The following is an 18,216-nucleotide window of genomic DNA, read 5'->3' as shown; positions in this document are numbered from 1 at the left end:
CGCTTTCAAAGGAACATCTGGATATTGCCGAAGGCGGCATCGGAATTGAGCAGATCGACGCGCTTGTGGGTGATCTTCAGCTTTCCCTCGATGAGTTTCAACTCGTGGCGCGCCGTGGCGGCGAGCAGGATCTGGTCGTCGAGCCGCGTCTCCACATAGTGAAACGCCGTGTGGGTGACATACTCACCCTTCTCCTCGTCCATATGGTCGATGAAGGGGCGGTTCAGAACGTGGTGGCAGCGGGTCTTCGGTTTCTGCGAGAAGGTGCGCTCGCCCTTGAAGCGCTCGACGCGCAATTTGCGCATGAAGGCGTCTTCATGCAGCAGCGAGGTGACGTGTTTGGCGTCTTCCTGATTGTAGTCGAGCGGCATCCAGTAATAGCTGTCATGGGTCCACAGATCGAGCCATTCGTCGAAGCGGCCATCGTCCAGCATCCGGGCTTCTTCATAGACGAAGTCGATCAGGTCGTCGCGGGTCGGGGTCGTCATTGCGCGTCTCCTTCCATCGTCAACGTCATGTATTTTTCCCACGCGTGGAACTGGTTGCGCATCTGGCGCTCGGTGGTGCCGTTTTCGACGGTGATCTCATCGAAATTCTCGCCCTCCTGATAGAGGCGCTGGACGTTGACCCATTCGAGCCCGTCGGAATGCAGGCCCTCCTGCGCGCGCTCATACATTTCCAGATCGTCATGGCCGACCATGGAGGTGGGCGCGTTGATCATGCGGTTGTACATGGCGGTACGCTCCAGCAGCATGTCGGGCGCGCCCACCAGCCGGTAGATGTAGCTTTCGACAAGCGTCTTGTCGGCGGCGATAGGGGTGAACAGCCGCAATTGCTGGATCGGCCCCTTGATCATGATGTTGGGGAAATAGACCGTGTTGTGCCGGTTCTCGCCGAGGATGGCCTTTGCGCGCTCCTCGCCATAGGCCTCGACCATCTGTTCGAAATAGCCAGGAATGGCCGAATAGTCGGAGTGGATCGAGTGATGCACGCCGGTGTGGCCGTGACCGTTCGGCCAGGTGCGGATGCCCATGTTCTCGAAGAACTCATAGGGGCTCATGAAGGGGGCGATCACCTCCATGGCCATGGGCTTCTGCGTTCCCTCGGGCTTGTCCATCTTCTCCCACAGGTCGATGGCCGTGCCGGCCGAGCTTTCATGCGCGACCATGGGGTGGCAGGTGTCGGTCTGGTTCTCGACCAGCATCTTCCAGTTGCAGCGATGCATGTAGCGCAGCGGCGGGCCGGCCACTTCCAGACGGCCCTCCGGCGAGCGGTCGACCATGTTGTCGAAGGAGCTCAGCGATTCTCCGAAGAAGCTTTCGAAGTCCGGACCGTCCTTGTTGAGGCGGGCGAAAATGAAACCGCGATAGTTTTTCACCGCGCCGACCGGGGCCATGCCGTGCACGGATTCGCTCTCTTCGAGCCCGGTGTCCTTGTAGCCCTTGCGCAGCGGGATGGCGAGGAGGCAGCCATTCGTCTTGAACGACCATGCGTGATAGGGGCAGCGAAAGAACTTGCCCGTGTTGCCCGTCCGGTCGATGGCGATCTTCGTGCCCTTGTGCGGGCAGCGATTGTGCAGGACGTAGATCTCGTTGTCGGAATGGCGCACCATGATGACCGGCTGCGTGCCGATCTCGGTGGTGAAATAATCGCCCTTGTTGGGAGTCTGGCTCTCATGGCCGACAAAGACCCAGGTGTTGGCAAAGAGATATTTCATCTCCAGCTCGAAGACTTCCTGATCGATATAGACGTCGCGGTGGACTTCCGTGGGTCGGATCAGATTTCTGATCGCCTGGGGGTTGTTCGCGTAACGGCTCATGGCTTGCTGCTCCCTTGCTGGCCGCCGTCCGGACTCCTAGAGGTCGAGGACGAGCCGGTCGGATTTTGCGCGTGATACGCAGATCTGCATGACATCGTTGGCCGCGCGTTCATCGTCGGTGAGGATGACGTCGCGGTGGTCGGGAATGCCGGACAGAACGGTGGTCTGGCAGATGCCGCAATCGCCGCGCTGGCAATCATAGATCAGGTCGACGCCTTCTTCCTCGAGCACGTCGATGATGGACTTGCCCGGCGGTATGGTGAAGACCTGACCCGTGGAATTGATCTCGACCTCGAAGGGCTTGTCGCCCGCTTCGGCCTCATGCGCCTCGAACAGTTCGAAATGCACATGGTCCTTCGCGATGCCGCGGGCATGGGCGATTTCGCGCACCGCCTCGATCATGCCGCGCGGGCCGCACACATAGATGTGGCCTTCGGCAGGCGCCTTGCCGATCAGCGCCTTGAGGTCAATGCAGGTCTCAGGCTCGTCGTCGCAATGGATGGTGAGGGCATTGGTTTCGATGGCCTCAAGCGCATCGACAAAGGCCAGCAGAGTGCGGGAACGGCCCGCATAGTGAAACGAGAAAGGGCGGTCCTTCGCCTTGAGTTCGGCAGCCATGGAGATGAGCGGCGTGACGCCGATGCCGCCAGCGAAGAGAAGGACAGGCGCTTGAGTGTCGACCAGCGCAAAATCGTTGCGCGGCGCGGATGTTTCGATGATGTCGCCCTCCTTCAGCCCATGCATGAAGCGCGAGCCGCCCTTGCTCTCCTCTTCGAGGCGCACGCCGAGGCGATAGGTTTCAGGCGTTTCCGTGGCGCCGGCTTCGGTGCTTGCATTGACGAGGGAATAGTGGCGGTCCGAGCCATCGGGCAGCGCAACGCGGATATGCGCGCCGGCTGAAAAGCCCGGCAACGGGCCGCCATCGACCGCCACCAGTTCGAGCGCCCGGATCTGCGGTGTGAGCGCCTCGGATTTGCGTACCTTGAGCTTCAATTCGCTCATTGGCGATTTCTCCTCCTGCGGCGGCCAGCCAAATCTTGTTGTTGGTTTTGAGCTGTGGCCACACTTTCCGATTAATATGAATTCGCATATTTTTCCCTGTCAAGCTTCAAACCTAAAAAAGTGAAATTTCATCTTTTTAAGCTTGAAGAGCATTAAAACTTATGGAAGCCTCATGCACAGGAGGAGGCCGTCATGGAGAAAAAGACAATGACGCGCATGCTGAAAACATTTGTATCTGCATCTATTCTGTCGACAGCCGTGAGTTTTGGTGCGATGGCGCAGGAGACGGTTCTGCGCATGTCGAACTGGCTGCCGCCATCTCACCCGATCGTCCGGGACATGATGATGCCCTGGGCGGAGCAACTGAAAGAAGCCAGCGACGGCCGTATCGAAGTGCAAATTCTGGATGCACCGCTCGGTCCGCCACCGGCGCATTTCGACCTCGCCGCCAATGGTGCTGTCGATCTGACCTTTGGTGTGCATGGCTATACGCCGGGGCGTTTCACCCTGACCGAAATTGCCGAAATGCCGTTCCTCGCCGATACGTCGGAGAGCCTTTCGGTGGCCTTCTGGCGTGTGTTCGAGAGCGATCTGGGGCAGGCCGAAGAGCACCGCGGCACCAAGGTGCTGGGCGTGTTCGGCCATGGGCCGGGGCTCCTGTTCACCAAGGGCAAGCCTGTTTCGCCCCTGTCGGACCTTTCCGGTGCGAAGATCCGCGTTGCAGGCAACATCACCAACAAGCTCGCCGAAGCGATGGACATGGTGTCAATCCAGGCGCCGTCTCCTCAATCCTATGAGATCCTTTCGGGCGGTATTGCCGACGGTATTTTCTTCCCCGTCGAATCCGTGCCTTTCTTCAAGCTCGAAACACTGGTCGACAAGGCGCTGCGTGTTCCCGGCGGCCTCTACAACGTCTCGTTCTTCTTCGTGATGAACAAGGCGAAGTTTGACAGCCTGTCGGATGAAGACAAGGCGGCCATCGAAAAGGTTTCCGGCGAGGCATTCTCGCGCATGGCGGGGCAGGCATGGGATGCTGCGGATGCAGCCGGCATGGAGGTCATCGGCTCGACGGTGGATTTCCACGATGCGACCGATGAAGAGCTTGCGGCGCTCCGTGAGAAGACGCAGCCGATGTTCGATGATCTGGCCAAGGCCTATGAGGCAAAGGGGCTCGATTTCGACGTGGTTCTGGGCAAGCTCAAGGACGAAATCAAAGCGGTGGCGGCCGAATAATGGCCGCTTCCTCCGAGCGGATCGCAATGCGGGCTCGGCGGTGGCTACGATTGGCGACCGCCTTGCTCTGCGGCGCGTTTCTGGTGGCGCTGACACTGGTGACGGTGGTCGATGTGATCGGCCGTTATCTCCTGTCGTCGCCGCTGCCGGGTGCCGCGGAATATACCGAGATCCTCCTGATGGCGATCGTGTTCGTAGGGCTGCCGGCGGTGTGCCTGGATGATGGGCATGTGAGTGTCGATCTGCTCACGGCCGGGCTCAAGGGTGTGGCTGAAAGAGTTCAGCTCAATCTCGCCCGGCTTCTGGTTGCCGCTGTACTGGGGCTCGTCTCCTGGCAGCTCTGGAAGCACGGGGCACAGCTCGACAGCTACAATGAGGTGACGGTTTATCTGCGCGCGCCGCTCGGGCCGTTTGCCAAGGCGACGGCGGTCATCGCCGGCGTCTGTGCGGTGATTACATTTGTCATGGCCGTGCTGCGCCTGCCCAAAAGCGATGGCGGGGGCGTTTGATGGCGTGGCCGGTCGGAATGGCGCTGCTTCTGGCGCTCATCTTTGCGGGCGTGCCCATCGCCTTCGCCATGACGGCAGTCGGGCTGGTCGGCGTTGTCTCGATCGTTGGCTGGCATCCGGCGCTGGCCATGTTGGGGCAGGTGTTCTTCGACAGTGGCAGGAGCTACACGTTGTCCGTCGTGCCGCTCTTCCTTCTGATGGGCAATCTCGTGGTTCAGTCGGGCGTGGCGGGTGATCTCTATGCGGCGGCGAATGCCTGGCTGCGCCATCGCAAGGGCGGGCTTGCCATGGCGACCATCGTCGCCTGCGGCGGATTCTCGTCGGTGTGCGGCTCGTCGCTCGCCACCACGGCGACCATGGCCCGCATCTCGCTGCCGGCGATGCGCAAATATGGCTATTCCGACCGGCTGGCCGCCTCATCCATCGCGGCGGGCGGTACGCTCGGCATTCTCATTCCGCCGTCCGTCATCCTCGTCATCTACGGCATTCTGACCCAGCAGAATATCGGCAAGTTGTTTCTGGCGGGCCTCCTGCCGGGGCTGATTGGCGTCATCGGCTACATGATCGCCGTGCGTCTGTCGCTGGTGGTCTATTCCGAGCATCTGGAAACACAGCCGAAGCTCCCTCTGATCGACCGCATCCGCGCCCTGCGCGGTGTCGTGTGGGCGCTGGCGCTCTTCGTGTTTGTCCTGGGCGGCATCTATCTGGGCGTGTTCACGGCGACGGAAGCGGCAGGCATGGGTGCGGGGGGCGCTTTCCTGCTCACTTTCATGCGAGGGCGGCTCACCCTGCGTGATACGCTGTCCACACTGTTTGACACGGCGAAGACCACGGCGGTGATGTTCTTCATTCTGTTCGGTGCGCTCTACTTCCTGAACTATGTGAATTTCTCCGGCCTGACAGGCGACCTGCGCAACTGGATCAACGCTTTCGGTGTCGGTCCGTATCCGGTCATCTTCATGATCGTGCTGATCTATCTCGTACTGGGCTGCCTGCTCGAAAGTATCTCGATGATCACGCTCACCGTGCCGATCCTGTTTCCGATCGTCACCGGTCTCGGTTTCGACCCGATATGGTTCGGTATCTTTGTGGTGATTGCTACCGAGCTGAGCTTCATCACGCCGCCCATTGGCATGAATGTTTTCGTCATGCGCACAGTGGCGCCCGACATTCCGCTGCAACGCATTTTTGCCGGCATCGTGCCCTTCGTCGCTATGGACGTGCTGCGGCTTGCCCTGTTGATCGCGGTGCCGGCGATGGCGCTTCTCATCCCCAATTCCATGTGACCGGACGATCTGATGGCGAGTGAAGATGACAGAATAGAAATCGACCGCGATGCAGGGTTTGTGGGTGATTACCTGCTTTACCTGCTTGCTGCCGCCAGCGACGCGGCCAGCGCCGACTTCCACGCTCATGTGCGCGAGCAGGGGTTGCGTGTTCCCGAATGGCGCATCCTCGCCTGCCTTTGCGACGAGGATGGCCAGATGGTGACGCAGCTCGCCCAGCTTGCGCTGATGGAGCAATCGCACCTGACCAAGATCGTCGATCAGATGGCGGTGAAAGGGCTGGTGAAGCGCCGCAGCGACGCGCGCGACCGCCGGCGAGTGCGCGTCAATCTGACAGCGCAGGGGCGGACGCTGGGCACCAAGCTGGTGGAAAAGGCGCGGGTCCATGAAAAGTCGATTGTGTCGCGGCTTGGCGAAACGGATGCGGCCCGTCTGAAGGCGGCGCTGAAAGACATACATGCAATTTGCCGGGGAGGAGACGATGCTGCGGCGCAGTCGCGGGCAGCACCGGCAGAACTTGAGGCTAGCCTGTCATGACGGACAACTCCGAACCCACACTGCTGCATGAGACGGTGCACCCCGAGGGCTGGCCACAGCCAAGGGGCTATGCCAACGCGGTCAAGACGGATGGCGGCATCATCTATACGGGTGGCCTGGTCGGCTGGGACCGGGACGGGCGCTTTCCGAAAGGGTTCGTGGCGCAGGCTCACCAGACGTTCCGCAACATTCGCGATGTGCTGGAAGCGGCTGGAGCGGGGCCGGAGCACCTGACGCGTCTTACCTGGTATGTGACCAATGTCGAAGACTATCTCGCCGATCCGAAAGGGCTCGGAAAGGCGTATCGCGATGTCTTCGGGCGCTGTTTTCCGGCCATGGCGACCGTTCAGGTGACGAGACTCGTGGAGCCTGAGGCAGTCGTGGAGATCGAGGCGACGGCGGTTTTGCCTGCTCGAAAGTAGAACAACCATCCGCAAAAAATTGCGTGGCAATGAGGGGAGTACAGGAATGAAAGTAGCGGTTCTGGGCGGAGGCAACGGGTCTTATGCTGCGGCTGCGGATTTTGCCGAGGCGGGGCATGATGTCCGCTGGTGGCGGCGGGATCGCGCTAGTTTCGCCGATGTCGAGCAGGCTGGTGGCATCACCCTGACAGATCACGAGGGCAGCCGGAAGATCGCGGTCGTGCCGACCGATGATCTCGCCGCAGCTTTGAAGGGAGCGGAGCTGATCGTTGCGCCGACCCCGGCCTTTGCGCAGGAGGACATCGCCACAAAGCTCGCGCCGCATCTGGAGGATGGGCAGGTGATCTACCTGCCGCCGGGCACGTTTGGCTCCTACCTGATGATGAAGCGTATTCGTGACGCGGGCTCGAAGGCCGACATCGCGATTGCCGAAACGGGCACGCTGCCTTGGCTGACACGCAAGCAGGGGCCGCTGGAAGTGCGCGTGACGACGCGGGCCTCGCGCCTGCCTACGGGCGTCTTGCCAGCAAAGCATACCGATCACGCGATCAAGGCGATTGCGGCGGTGTTCCCGGCTTCCATCGAGCCCGTTGAGGATGCCCTGTCGGGCGCGCTGATGAATGCCGGTCCGATCATCCACCCGCCGCTGATCCTCATGAATGCCGGTCCCATTGAGCATTTCGACCGCTGGGACATTCACAATGAGGGAACGCAGGCTTCTATCCGCCGCACGCATACCGCGCTCGACAATGAGCGCATGGCGATCCGCGAGGCGCTGGGCTATGGCGCGCCGCATTTCCCGCTGGCCGATCACTACGAGACCAGCAACTGGATGTATGGCAATTTGGCCCATGACAAGCTGGTGGATTCCGGGGACTGGCATGAGAAGCTGGACCTGAAATCCCACCGCTACATGCTGGAGGATGTGGGCATGGGCCTCGCCTTCATGGTTTCGGTGGGCGACTGGGCCGGCGTGCCCTGTCCGGTGGCGGCGGGGCTTCTCGCCATTGCCGGAGCGGTGGCCGAGCGCGACTTCCGCGCCGAGGGGCGAACCATGGAGCAGATCGGTCTTGCGGGCGAGAGCCGTGAGGCCGTGCAGACCATGTTGCGTGAGGGCCTGTGATGGCGGGTGACGTGACCATCACCTGCATTGGCGCCGGGCGCATGGGCCGGGGCATTGCGCAATGCGTGGCCTATGCCGGTCATGAGGTGCGGCTGATCGATGCGAAGGAGCGCGACGCCGACGCCTTCGCAAAACTGCGCGATGAGGCGCTGGACGAAATCCGCACGGCGCTCGCGTCGATCGCAGCACTCGGCGCGTTCAACGTGGATGCCGTTCCGCAGATTATGAAACGGGTGCGCATCGTGCCGCGCGGCGAGGCGGCGGCAGGTCTTGCCGGCGCGCGGATCGTATTCGAGGGTGTGCCGGAGGTCGCGGATGCAAAACGCGATGCGTTTGCGCTCTTCGACGCCCATGCGGACGGCGACGCCATTCTGGCCTCGACGACCTCGACCATGCTGTCGACGGAGCTGGCAGGGTTCACCTCTGCGCCGGAGCGCTTTCTCAATGCGCACTGGCTGAACCCGGCCTTTCTGATGCCGCTGGTGGAACTGAGCCCGGCCGATGAAACGGCGGAGGAAGCGATTGCCTTCCTGCGCACCTTCCTTGAAGGGATCGGCAAGGTGCCGATCGTCTGCAAGGCTTCGCCCGGTTACATCGTGCCGCGCATTCAGGCGCTCGCCATGAACGAGGCGGCGCGCATCGTGGAGGAAGGCGTTGCGAGCGCTGAGGATGTCGACAAGGCGGTGACCTATGGTTTCGGCCTGCGCTTCGGTGTGCTCGGCCTTCTGGAATTCATCGACTGGGGCGGCGGCGACATTCTCTATTATGCAAGCCGCTATCTCGCCGGCGCGTTCGAGGATGAGCGCTACCGTGCGCCAGAGATCATCAGCCGCAACATGGAAGAGGGGCGCATCGGCCTGAAGACCGGATCCGGCTTCTTCGATTATTCCGACATGGATGTCGATGCCTATCGTCAACGCCGCATGGGCGCCTTCCTGAAGGCGCTCGACAATGCAGGTCTCGTGCGACCGCCTGTGATTTAGGGTCAGAACCCTAGGGAGCAGTTGAAACCAAAACCGGGTGGAACAAGCCCGGACAACCAGAGAGGACTAAAAAATGAACCAAGCCACGACCAGATCGATCGCAAGGACCATCAGAAACGGCCTTTTTGCCACGGCGCTGACCAGCATCGCCTTTACCGGACAGGCCAGCGCGGAAGAAACGCTGAAGGCGATTTCCGCCTTCCCGCAGTCGCTCGCCTTCTCGCAAAGCTTCAAGGGTTTTGTCGACCTCGTGAACGAGCGCGGCAAGGGTGTCATCCAGATCAACTATGCGGGCGGGCCGGAAATGTTTCCGCCGAACCAGCAGGTGGATGCCGTGCGCCGCGGTGTCGTCGACATGCAGTATGGCCCCGCCTCCTATTATCTCGGCACGATGCCGGAGGCGGATGCCTGGGTCGGCTCAACCGTGACGGCGGCGAAGGCGCGTGAGAACGGCGGCTTCGGCATCATGCAGGAAGCCTTTTCCAAGAAGCTCGGCGTGAACCTTTTGGCGCACCTCGATACGGGTGTGAAGTTCTATATCTACACGATCAACGAGCCAAAGCGAACCGACGATGGCGGCATCGATCTCGACGGTCAGCGCATCCGTTCGCAGCCGATTTACAATTCGTTCTTTGAAGCGCTGGGCGCAATCCCGGTCTCCGTCCCGGTGCCGGACGTCTATACCGGTCTGGAGCGCAGCACGTTTGACGGTTCGGGCTGGCCCATTGTCGGCATTCGGGATCTCTCCTGGGACAAGTTCCTGCGCTACCGCATTGATCCGGGTTTCTTCCAGACGGATCTTGCCGTCGTGGTGAACCCGGCCAAATGGGATGGCCTGAGCGATGAGGCCAAGAAGGTCATCAACGACGCTGCCGCCGAGTATGAAAAGACTTCCTATGAGAACTTCCAGAAGGTGATCGAGGAGACAGACAAGGCGGTTCGTGAGAACGGCATGGAAGTGATCACGCTTGAGGGGGAGGCAGAGGCGAAGTTCCTTGATCTGGCCTATGACAGCGCCTGGAAGCGGATGAAGGATTCCGGATCGGAATATTACGACGCATTGCGCGAAGCCTATTACGATCGTTGATCCCGTATTGGCGGGGGCCTCGGCTCCCGCCACACTCGCTTTGAAAAGCCGCGCGCCATGTTTCTGATACGTCTCTACAACCGGGTCATAACCGGGCTGGCCGTGCTGGGCGCCGCCAGTCTCGTCTTCATTTCGCTCGCCATCATTGTCGATGTTGTCTTGCGCAACACCGGGTTTCGCCCGTTCCAGTCGACCAGCGCCATCGTTGAGTATGTGATGCTTTTCTCCACCATGGCGGCGGCACCCTGGCTGGTGCGCAACAACGGCCATGTGGCCATTGCTTCCTTCATCGGAGCGATGCCTGAAACGTTGCGGGTGCTGGCCGGGCGGGTCGTTCTGGTGCTCGCCATCCTCACGCTTGGTCTTCTGTGTTGGCGTTCGGCGGCAGTGGGACTTGAGATGGTTCAATCGCGCGCGGTCGATATGCGCTCCATCAACATTCCCTCCTGGGTTCTCTACGCCATGCTTTCCGTAGGCTTCGGCCTGATGGCGCTGGAGTTCCTGCGCATGCTGGTGCGGGGCGAAACCTATACAGGCAGCGGGGGAGCGCACTGATGGCCTGGTATGAAGCCACACTCCTCATGATCGGCGGGCTGCTTGCACTGATGTTCTTCGGCATGCCGGTGGCGATTGCCTTTCTGGCGATCAACATTGTCGGTGTTGTCATTTTCATGGGTGGCATGATCGGCATCGATCAGCTGGTCGCCAATGCCACCACATCGGTGACAAGTTTCGCGCTGGTGCCGGTGCCGCTTTTTCTCATCATGGGCGAGCTTCTGTTTCACACGGGGCTTGCCATTCGTGTTTTCGATGCGCTCGACAAGTGTTTTGGCGGCATCAAGGGGCGGCTTTCCTATCTGACAGTGGGCGGCGGCACGATCTTCGCCACCCTGTCGGGCTCCTCAATGGCCAACACGGCGATGCTCGGCACGACACTAATGCCCGACATGATCAAGCGCGGATACAAACCGCACATGATCATGGGACCGATCCTGGCGACGGGCGGTCTGGCCATGATCATTCCGCCATCTTCGCTGGCCGTGCTGCTCGGATCGTTGGCGCGGATCGATGTCGGTGCCCTGCTGATCGCGGGTCTGGTACCCGGCCTCGTTCTGGCGCTCATGTTCCTTGCGACGATCCGCATCCAGATCGCACTCGATCCCGACGCGGCACCCGGGTATGCGGCGGAACGGGCGAGCGTCTCCGAGATCGTTCGGGCGCTTGCTGTCGACGTGCTGCCCATGGGCATCGTGGTCTTTGCCGTGGTCGGGCTCATCCTGCTCGGCTGGGCGACCCCGACCGAATCCGCCGCGTTCGGGGCGCTGTCGGTGGTGGTGCTCGCGGCCTGCTATCGCACGCTGAGCTGGGAGGCCGTCGTTCGTTCACTCACCGGCACGCTGAAAGTCTCGGCCATGATGCTGATGATCATTGTGGGCTCCACGACCTTTTCGCAGATACTGGCCTTCTCCGGTGCTTCCTCCGGGCTGATCGCGTTTGCCACCAGTTTCGAGCTCAACGCCTATGTGGTGCTTGCCATCATGTTCCTGGTGCTTCTGCTTCTCGGCATGTTCATGGATCAGCTTTCGATCATGATGCTGACACTGCCGATCTTCATGCCGCTGGTGGCACTCTACGGGTTCGATCAGATCTGGTTCGGCGTGGTGATGCTTCTGGCGCTGGAGCTAAGCCTAGCAACCCCGCCCTTCGGCCTTCTGCTTTTCGTCATGGTTGGCGTGAGCCCGGCCGGCACGACCATCGGGCAGGTGGCGCGGGCCGCGCTGCCCTACATCGCCTGCACGCTTTTGCTGGTGGTCTTGCTGGCGCTATTCCCGCAACTGGCCCTCTGGCTGCCGGGCCTCATCAGGAGCTGACCGCATGAAGATCTGGTATCAGAGCTATGTCGATTACGAGAATGGCGCGGGTTACTGGGATGAACTCAGAAAGCATCTCGATGCGATTGTCGATCCCGGCACCGAGATCGATATCAAGGGCATCACCCCGCATGACAGCTATGCCCACGCCATCGTGGAGTTTCGCTGCGCGCGGGAGGTGATCTGCAATGCGGTGCGGGCCGAGCGCGAGGGCTATGACGCCTTCATCATCGGCCATTTTCAGGATGCAGGCCTCTATGAGGCGCGGTCGGTGGTCGATATTCCGGTGCTGGGCATGGGCGAGGCGTCCATGCTGCATGCCTGCCAGCTTGGCCAGCGCTCGGGCATCGTCACCATCAACCGCCGCTACATTCCCTGGTTTCACCACCAGATCGGCAAATACGGTTTGAGAGAGCGGGTGACCGGCGTGCACGCCATGGATTTCGAGCCGGGGCAGATCCTTGCCGCCTTCGGCTCCGATGAGCGGCTTGAGACGGTGCGCGCCCTGTTCGAGGAGCAGGCGCGGCCATTGGTGCGCGACGGTGTGGATGTGCTGATCCCCGGTGGCGGCATCCCCATGCTTTTGTTCTCTCAATTGCAGGCACATCGGGTGGATGGCGCGCCTGTGATCAACGGCATTCCGATCGTCGTGAAACTGGCGGAGATGGCGGTGAAGCTGAAGGCACTGACGGGCCTTGGGGTCAGCCGCACCTCGGATTTCGTGAAACCGCCGCAAGAGATCATTGAAGAGTTCATGACCCATCCGAAGGGACTATAAGGGAAGCGATAATTCTCCGGGCCTGTTGACTGGCTTTTACAAGGCTGCGCCAATATCGTTGCGACGATATCGGCAGCGCCTGGAGGATGGCCATGTTTGGGGCACGCGGACTCTCCCTGTTCTTTGTCTTTCTTTTCGGATTTGCAGCTTTGGCTGCCGCGCAGGATGCACGCCGGATCGTGACCAGCGAGAATGCCGATTATTTCGGCTTTGATTTGCGCACCGAGAAGGATGTGACGCTCGATCAGTGCAAGGCGGTCTGTCTTGCCGATCCGCAATGCCGGGCCTTTACCTACAATACCAGCGCGCAATGGTGCTTTCTGAAGTCGGACTTCAACCGGCTCAACGGGTTTGACGGTGCGGTGGCCGGCAAGGTTGTGGCCAGTGGAGACGCACCCGATATCGGAGCGCCGCCTGCGTTGCGTTTCGTGCCCGATCACATTCAGCGCGAGGCGGACGATTACCGCGCCGAGGTCTTGCGCACCCCGCGCCCCGAGAATGCCGGACTTGTGCGATTGAGTTCTGCCGGGGTGCAGGCGCTTGCAAACGGTGACCCGCTCAATGCGATGAAAGCCTTCTCCACTGCGCTCGTCATGGAGCCGAAAGACACCAAGCTTTGGTCTCAGCTCGCGCGTGCCGCCTTGGCGGCACAGCCGGCCGGCAACATGAACGCCTATCGGCTGCAACGTGCGGGCACTGGAGCGGCGATCAACGCCTACAATCTTTCGCGCAGCGCCGATGACCGTGCGCAGGCTCTGGCCGTTCTCGCGCCAGCGCTGGAGCGGCGCAATCTCTTTCGCCCCGCGCTCAGCGCTTATGAGGCGAGCCTTGCGCTTAAAGCGGCGCGCGATGTGCAGGAAGCTTATGCCGACCTCAAGCGTCGCAAAGGCTTTCGCGTGGTTGACCATTCGGTCGATTCCGACAGCGCCACGCCACGCGCCTGCGTGCAGTTTTCCGAAAGTCTGGTGAAGAATGGCGTCGATTATGCGCAATATGTGACCGTCGACACTGTGCGCTCCTTTGCGCTTGACCGCAGCGACAAGGAACTCTGTGTCAGTGGCCTGAAGCATGGCGAACAGTATCGCATCGTCATCCGGCAAGGCCTGCCAGCGGCCATCGGCGAGGTGATCGCCGAGCCGGTGCCGCTCGAAATCTACGTGCGGGACCGTGCGCCTTCACTGCGCTTTACCGGTGACAATTTCGTGCTGCCGTCCTCGGCGCGCCGGGGCATTCCGTTCGTTTCGGTCAATGCGGACAGCGCGAACCTCTCCGTCTACCGGGTCGGTGAGCGCGCTTTGGCACAACTTTTGGGCGAGGGGCAGTTTCTCCGCCAGCTCAACCAGTATGGTGCAAGAGAGGTGGTCGATGATATGGGCGCGCCGGTCTTCGAAGGCACCATTGAGATCGAGTCTCAACTCAACACGGATATTGTCACCAGCATTCCCATTGATGAGGCGGTGCCGGAGCGCAAGCCTGGCATTTACATGATGACGGCGGTGCCCGAAGGCGACCGGACCGAACATTGGGAAAATCGCGCGACCCAGTGGTTTCTCGTTTCCGATATCGGTCTCTCCACCTTCGCAGGTGCGGACGGGCTTTCGGTCTTCGCACGCTCTCTGGCGCGTGCAGAGCCGCTTGAGGGGCTGAAGCTGAAGCTTCTTGCCCGCAACAATGAAATCCTCGGTGAGGCGGAGACCGATGGCGACGGCCATGCGCGTTTCGATCCCGGTCTGGCGCGAGGCGCGGCCGGGCTGGCGCCGGCGGCGATCATCGCGGAGAACGGCGCGGAAGATTTCGTTTTTTTCGACATGACACGCGCGGGCTTCGACCTTTCGGATCGAGGCGTGACGGGAAGGCCCTCCGCCGGTCCGCTTGACGTCCTTGCATGGACGGAGCGCGGCATCTATCGCGCCGGTGAAACGGTGCATGCGAGTGCGCTCACGCGCAATCCCGCTTCGGATGCGGTGGAGGATTTGCCGCTGACCTTCATCTTCCGCCGTCCCGATGGCGTGGAACATCGGCGCGTCGTTTCCGACGGCGCGGCGCTTGGCGGTCATGCGGTGGCGCTCGATCTGCCCGGAAGCGCGATGCGCGGCACCTGGGCGCTGGGCATCTATGCAGATCCGAAAAAGCCGGCGCTGGCCGAAAAGAACTTTCTGGTCGAGGATTTCGTGCCCGACCGCACCGAGTTCGAGCTTGCGAGCGCGGATGAGACCGTGCCCGTTGGTGGTGCGACGGATGTGACCGTCGATGGCCGCTATCTCTATGGCGCACCGGCGGCGGGGCTTGCGCTTGAAGGCGAACTGACGGTCGCGCCGACGCGCGAATGGAAAGCCTTCCCCGGCTATGTCTTTGGCCTCGATGATGAAGAGGACGTGGAGGCGCTGCGTGTCTCCCTGCCCGGCCTGCCCGAGACCGATGCGCAGGGGCAGGCGCGGTTTCCGGTCGCGCTCGATGGCGCGCCTTCGACCACGCGTCTTCTGAAAGCGCAGGTGAGCGTGCGCATGCGCGAGGCCGGTGGCCGCGCCGTGGAACGCGCGCTGGAGATCGATGTCGAGCCGGAAAGTGCGATGATTGGCATGAAGCCGGAATTCACCGGCGGTCGCGTTGCCGAGGGAGCGACGGCGAATTTCCGCGTGATCGCGGTCGATCCGAAGGGCGAGCGCATCGCCATGGACGGCCTTGAATGGAAACTGCTGAAGGTGGAGCGGCACTATCAGTGGTATCGCGAGGGTGGTTCGTGGAACTATGAGCCGATCACCACGACGAGCCTCGTGCGCGAGGGAACGGTGGACGCGAAGGCCGACAGCGAGCCGCAGATCGGCGTTTCCGTGGACTGGGGGCGCTATCGTCTCGAGGTGGAAAGCCCCGAGGCGGGTGGGCCGATCACCAGTGTGGCGTTCGATTCCGGCTGGTATGTGGAAGCTGGTTCTACCGAGACACCGGACGGGCTGGAAGTGGCGCTCGACCGCGACGCCTATGCCGTGGGGGATACGGCTCATCTCAGGATCTCGCCGCGCTTTGCCGGTGAGGTTCTGGTCACGGTGGGCGCAGACAGCCTCATCGAAACCTACACCGCAAATGTTGCGGAAGCGGGTGCGACCCTCGATATTCCCGTGACCGATGCATTCGGGGCCGGGGCCTATGTGACCGCGACGCTGTTCCGCCCCGGCGATGATGCCGACAACCGCCTGCCCATGCGCGCCATTGGCGTGCGCTGGCTCAAGGTCGATCCGGGCACGCGTGATCTACCGGTTGATCTCGGCGTGGAAGATCAGGCGCGTCCCGATGAGAGCCTCTCCATTCCAGTCAGCGTTGGCGGGCTGGAACCGGGCGAAGAGGCCTATGTGACGGTCGCGGCAGTCGATGTGGGCATTCTCAACCTCACGCGCTACGAGCCGCCGGAACCAGATGCATGGTATTTTGGCCAGCGCATGCTTGGCATCGAGATCCGCGACATTTACGGGCGGCTGATCGATGGGTCGCTCGGCGCGATGGGGCGGTTGCGCACCGGCGGCGATGGCGGCGGCATGACCACATCGGGCAGTGCGCCAACGCAGAAGCTGCTCGCCTTCTTTTCCGGCATCGTAAAAGTGGATGATGAGGGGAAGGCGGTGGTCACCTTCGACATTCCGCAGTTCAACGGTACCGCTCGCATCATGTCGGTGGCGTGGTCGAAGAAGGGTGTGGGCAGCGCGCAAAAGGACGTGATCATCCGCGATCCGGTTGTGCTGACCACCAGCCTTCCGCGTTTTCTGGCTCCGGGCGACGAGGCGCGGCTTCTGCTTGAAATCGCCAACACGGATGGCCCTGCCGGCGATTATCGCATTGCGGTGTCGGGCGAAGGGCCAGTCGACGTCGATCTGCGGTCGCTCTCCGATACGGTGACGCTTGAAGCGGGCGGCAAGGCCACGCTCTCCGTGCCCATTTCGGCGACGAACCAGACGGGCGAGGGTGCGCTGACGGTGGCGCTTGCGCATGAGAGCGGGCTTGCCGTGGAGAAAAGCGTGCCCCTGCCGGTGCGGCCCGGCGTGATGCCGGTTGCTACCCGCAGCGTGGTGACGCTTGCGGCCAATGGCGGCAGTGTCACGCTGGACGGTGCGCTTCTGGAAGACAGCTTTGCCGAGAACGCGTCGGTGAGCCTCAACATCTCGCGGGCCGACGGATTCGACATCCCGGCACTTTTGATGTCGCTCGACCGCTACCCCTATGGCTGCACGGAGCAGACGACGAGCCGCGCGCTGCCGCTGCTCTATGTGAGCGAGCTTTCAAAGGCTGCGGGTCTGGAAGACGATCCGGCGCTCAAGGGGCGCATCGAGGACGCCATCACAAGCGTTCTTGCCGCCCAGTCTTCGTCTGGCAGTTTCGGTCTCTGGGGACCGGGATCGGGCGATCTGTGGCTCGACGCTTATGTGACGGACTTCCTCACTCGCGCCCGTGAACAGGGTTTTGCCGTGCCGGAGGCCGCGATGAGCCTGTCGTTGCAGAACCTCGAGAACACACTCTCCTATGACACGGACGTTGCCTCGCGCGGCAGCGAAATCGCCTACGCGCTCTATGTGCTGGCGCGCAACCGCAAGGCTTCGGCCGGCGACCTGCGCTACTATCTCGACACGCGGCTCGATGAGTTTTCAACGCCGCTGGCGCGGGCGCAGCTTGCCGCGGGGCTCGCGCTCTATGGCGATGCGGAACGTGCGGAACGGGGCTTTGCCTCTGCCTTTCGTCTCGCTCAGGGCATGAGCGGGCGCTACACGGCGCGCTCCGATTATGGATCGCGTCTGCGCGACGGCGCGGCGATGCTGGCGCTGGCTGCAGAAAGCCGGCCCGAACCGGCGCTGGTCCCGCGGATGATCGATCTGGTATCTGATGTGCGCGGTGACACGCGTTACACGAGCACGCAGGACGAGGCGTGGATGCTTTTGGCCGCCCGTGCGCTGAGCCAGTCAAGCGACGATCTGAGCCTGACCGTGGACGGCAATGCGCATCAGGGCGCATTCTCGCGGCGGCTCTCGGGACTGGAGATCGAGGCTGCGCCGCTGACCGTGGCCAATCAGGGGGATGAGCCGGTCGATGCGGTGATGACAGTCGTTGCCGCGCCGCAGCAGCCTTTGCCGGCGGGCGGAGAGGGTTTCACCATCGAGCGGCGCTACTACACGCTCGACGGCAGGGAGGCGAATGTCTCCGAAGCGCGCCAGAACGAGCGCTATGTGGTGGTTCTGGAGATGATGGAACAGAACGCCTGGCCTTCACGCGTGCTGGTGTCCGACTTGTTGCCGGCAGGCTTCGAGATCGACAATCCGCGCCTTGTCGGCAGTGCGGATCTGGCGAATTTCGAATGGCTTGGCGAGACGGATGCGGTTCACACCGAGTTCCGCGACGACCGCTTCATCGCCGCTTTCAATAGAAACGGCGGTGGCAATTTCAGGCTCGCCTATGTGGTGCGCGCCGTGACGCCGGGTGTCTACACGCATCCCGCGGCGAGCGTTGAGGATATGTATCGTCCGCAACTCTCCGCCCGTACGGCGACGGGCTTCATGGAGATCGTGGGGCAGTAGGCGGCGGCGAT

Annotated in this window: 15 protein-coding genes; 12 read left to right on the top strand and 3 right to left on the bottom strand. The window is 61.9% G+C overall.

Annotation, left to right across the window (positions count from 1 at the left end; all coding sequences use genetic code 11):
* Positions 1-5: 5 nt before the first annotated feature.
* Genes KW403_RS06425 through KW403_RS06415 form a run of 3 tightly spaced genes read right to left on the bottom strand, consistent with a single transcriptional unit; the run spans position 6 to position 2,821 of the window.
* On the bottom strand, positions 6-488 hold the full coding sequence (locus KW403_RS06425; RefSeq protein WP_223021896.1) for an aromatic-ring-hydroxylating dioxygenase subunit beta: 483 nt from the start codon (positions 486-488) through the stop codon (positions 6-8).
* Positions 485-1,819 (bottom strand): aromatic ring-hydroxylating dioxygenase subunit alpha, encoded by a 1,335-nt coding sequence (locus KW403_RS06420; RefSeq protein ID WP_223021895.1) that lies wholly within the window; start codon positions 1,817-1,819, stop codon positions 485-487. Before KW403_RS06420 ends, KW403_RS06425 begins: the two co-directional genes overlap by 4 nt.
* Positions 1,820-1,855: 36 nt before the next feature.
* Positions 1,856-2,821, bottom strand: a complete 966-nt coding sequence (locus KW403_RS06415) for a PDR/VanB family oxidoreductase (protein WP_223021894.1) — start codon at positions 2,819-2,821, stop codon at positions 1,856-1,858.
* A gap of 192 nt (positions 2,822-3,013) precedes the next feature.
* Here KW403_RS06415 and KW403_RS06410 point away from each other — a divergent pair, with 192 nt between their 5' ends.
* The 12 genes from KW403_RS06410 (at position 3,014) to KW403_RS06355 (ending at position 18,205) form a co-directional block, all read left to right on the top strand.
* Positions 3,014-4,054 (top strand): TRAP transporter substrate-binding protein, encoded by a 1,041-nt coding sequence (locus KW403_RS06410; RefSeq protein WP_246637912.1) that lies wholly within the window; start codon positions 3,014-3,016, stop codon positions 4,052-4,054.
* A gap of 50 nt (positions 4,055-4,104) precedes the next feature.
* Positions 4,105-4,563, top strand: a complete 459-nt coding sequence (locus KW403_RS06405; RefSeq protein ID WP_246637911.1) for a TRAP transporter small permease — start codon at positions 4,105-4,107, stop codon at positions 4,561-4,563.
* Positions 4,563-5,849: a TRAP transporter large permease gene (locus KW403_RS06400; RefSeq protein WP_223021892.1), complete on the top strand. Its 1,287-nt coding sequence runs from the start codon at positions 4,563-4,565 to the stop codon at positions 5,847-5,849. The genes KW403_RS06405 and KW403_RS06400 overlap by 1 nt, the downstream gene beginning before the upstream one ends.
* Positions 5,850-5,861: 12 nt before the next feature.
* Positions 5,862-6,386: a MarR family winged helix-turn-helix transcriptional regulator gene (locus KW403_RS06395; protein ID WP_223021891.1), complete on the top strand. Its 525-nt coding sequence runs from the start codon at positions 5,862-5,864 to the stop codon at positions 6,384-6,386.
* Complete coding sequence (locus tag KW403_RS06390; protein ID WP_223021890.1) at positions 6,383-6,808, top strand: RidA family protein; 426 nt, start codon at positions 6,383-6,385, stop codon at positions 6,806-6,808. Before KW403_RS06395 ends, KW403_RS06390 begins: the two co-directional genes overlap by 4 nt.
* Before the next feature lie 46 nt (positions 6,809-6,854).
* Positions 6,855-7,931: an NAD/NADP-dependent octopine/nopaline dehydrogenase family protein gene (locus tag KW403_RS06385; RefSeq protein WP_223021889.1), complete on the top strand. Its 1,077-nt coding sequence runs from the start codon at positions 6,855-6,857 to the stop codon at positions 7,929-7,931.
* Positions 7,931-8,914: a 3-hydroxybutyryl-CoA dehydrogenase gene (locus tag KW403_RS06380; RefSeq protein ID WP_223021888.1), complete on the top strand. Its 984-nt coding sequence runs from the start codon at positions 7,931-7,933 to the stop codon at positions 8,912-8,914. Before KW403_RS06385 ends, KW403_RS06380 begins: the two co-directional genes overlap by 1 nt.
* A 73-nt stretch (positions 8,915-8,987) precedes the next feature.
* Positions 8,988-10,001, top strand: coding sequence for a TRAP transporter substrate-binding protein DctP (gene dctP, locus KW403_RS06375; RefSeq protein ID WP_223021887.1), 1,014 nt, complete (start codon positions 8,988-8,990; stop codon positions 9,999-10,001).
* Between the two features lie 57 nt (positions 10,002-10,058).
* The gene (locus tag KW403_RS06370) at positions 10,059-10,556 is read left to right on the top strand and encodes a TRAP transporter small permease (RefSeq protein WP_223021886.1); all 498 of its coding nucleotides are present in this window, start codon (positions 10,059-10,061) and stop codon (positions 10,554-10,556) included.
* Positions 10,556-11,872 (top strand): TRAP transporter large permease, encoded by a 1,317-nt coding sequence (locus KW403_RS06365; RefSeq protein WP_223021885.1) that lies wholly within the window; start codon positions 10,556-10,558, stop codon positions 11,870-11,872. The genes KW403_RS06370 and KW403_RS06365 overlap by 1 nt, the downstream gene beginning before the upstream one ends.
* A 4-nt stretch (positions 11,873-11,876) precedes the next feature.
* Positions 11,877-12,650 (top strand): aspartate/glutamate racemase family protein, encoded by a 774-nt coding sequence (locus KW403_RS06360; protein ID WP_223021884.1) that lies wholly within the window; start codon positions 11,877-11,879, stop codon positions 12,648-12,650.
* A gap of 86 nt (positions 12,651-12,736) precedes the next feature.
* On the top strand, positions 12,737-18,205 hold the full coding sequence (locus tag KW403_RS06355) for an alpha-2-macroglobulin family protein (RefSeq protein WP_223021883.1): 5,469 nt from the start codon (positions 12,737-12,739) through the stop codon (positions 18,203-18,205).
* Positions 18,206-18,216: the final 11 nt, after the last annotated feature.

The organism is Nitratireductor kimnyeongensis, assembly GCF_019891395.1.
Taxonomy (GTDB): Bacteria; Pseudomonadota; Alphaproteobacteria; order Rhizobiales; family Rhizobiaceae; genus Nitratireductor; species Nitratireductor kimnyeongensis.
This window is presented reverse-complemented; position numbering and strand designations above follow the sequence as displayed.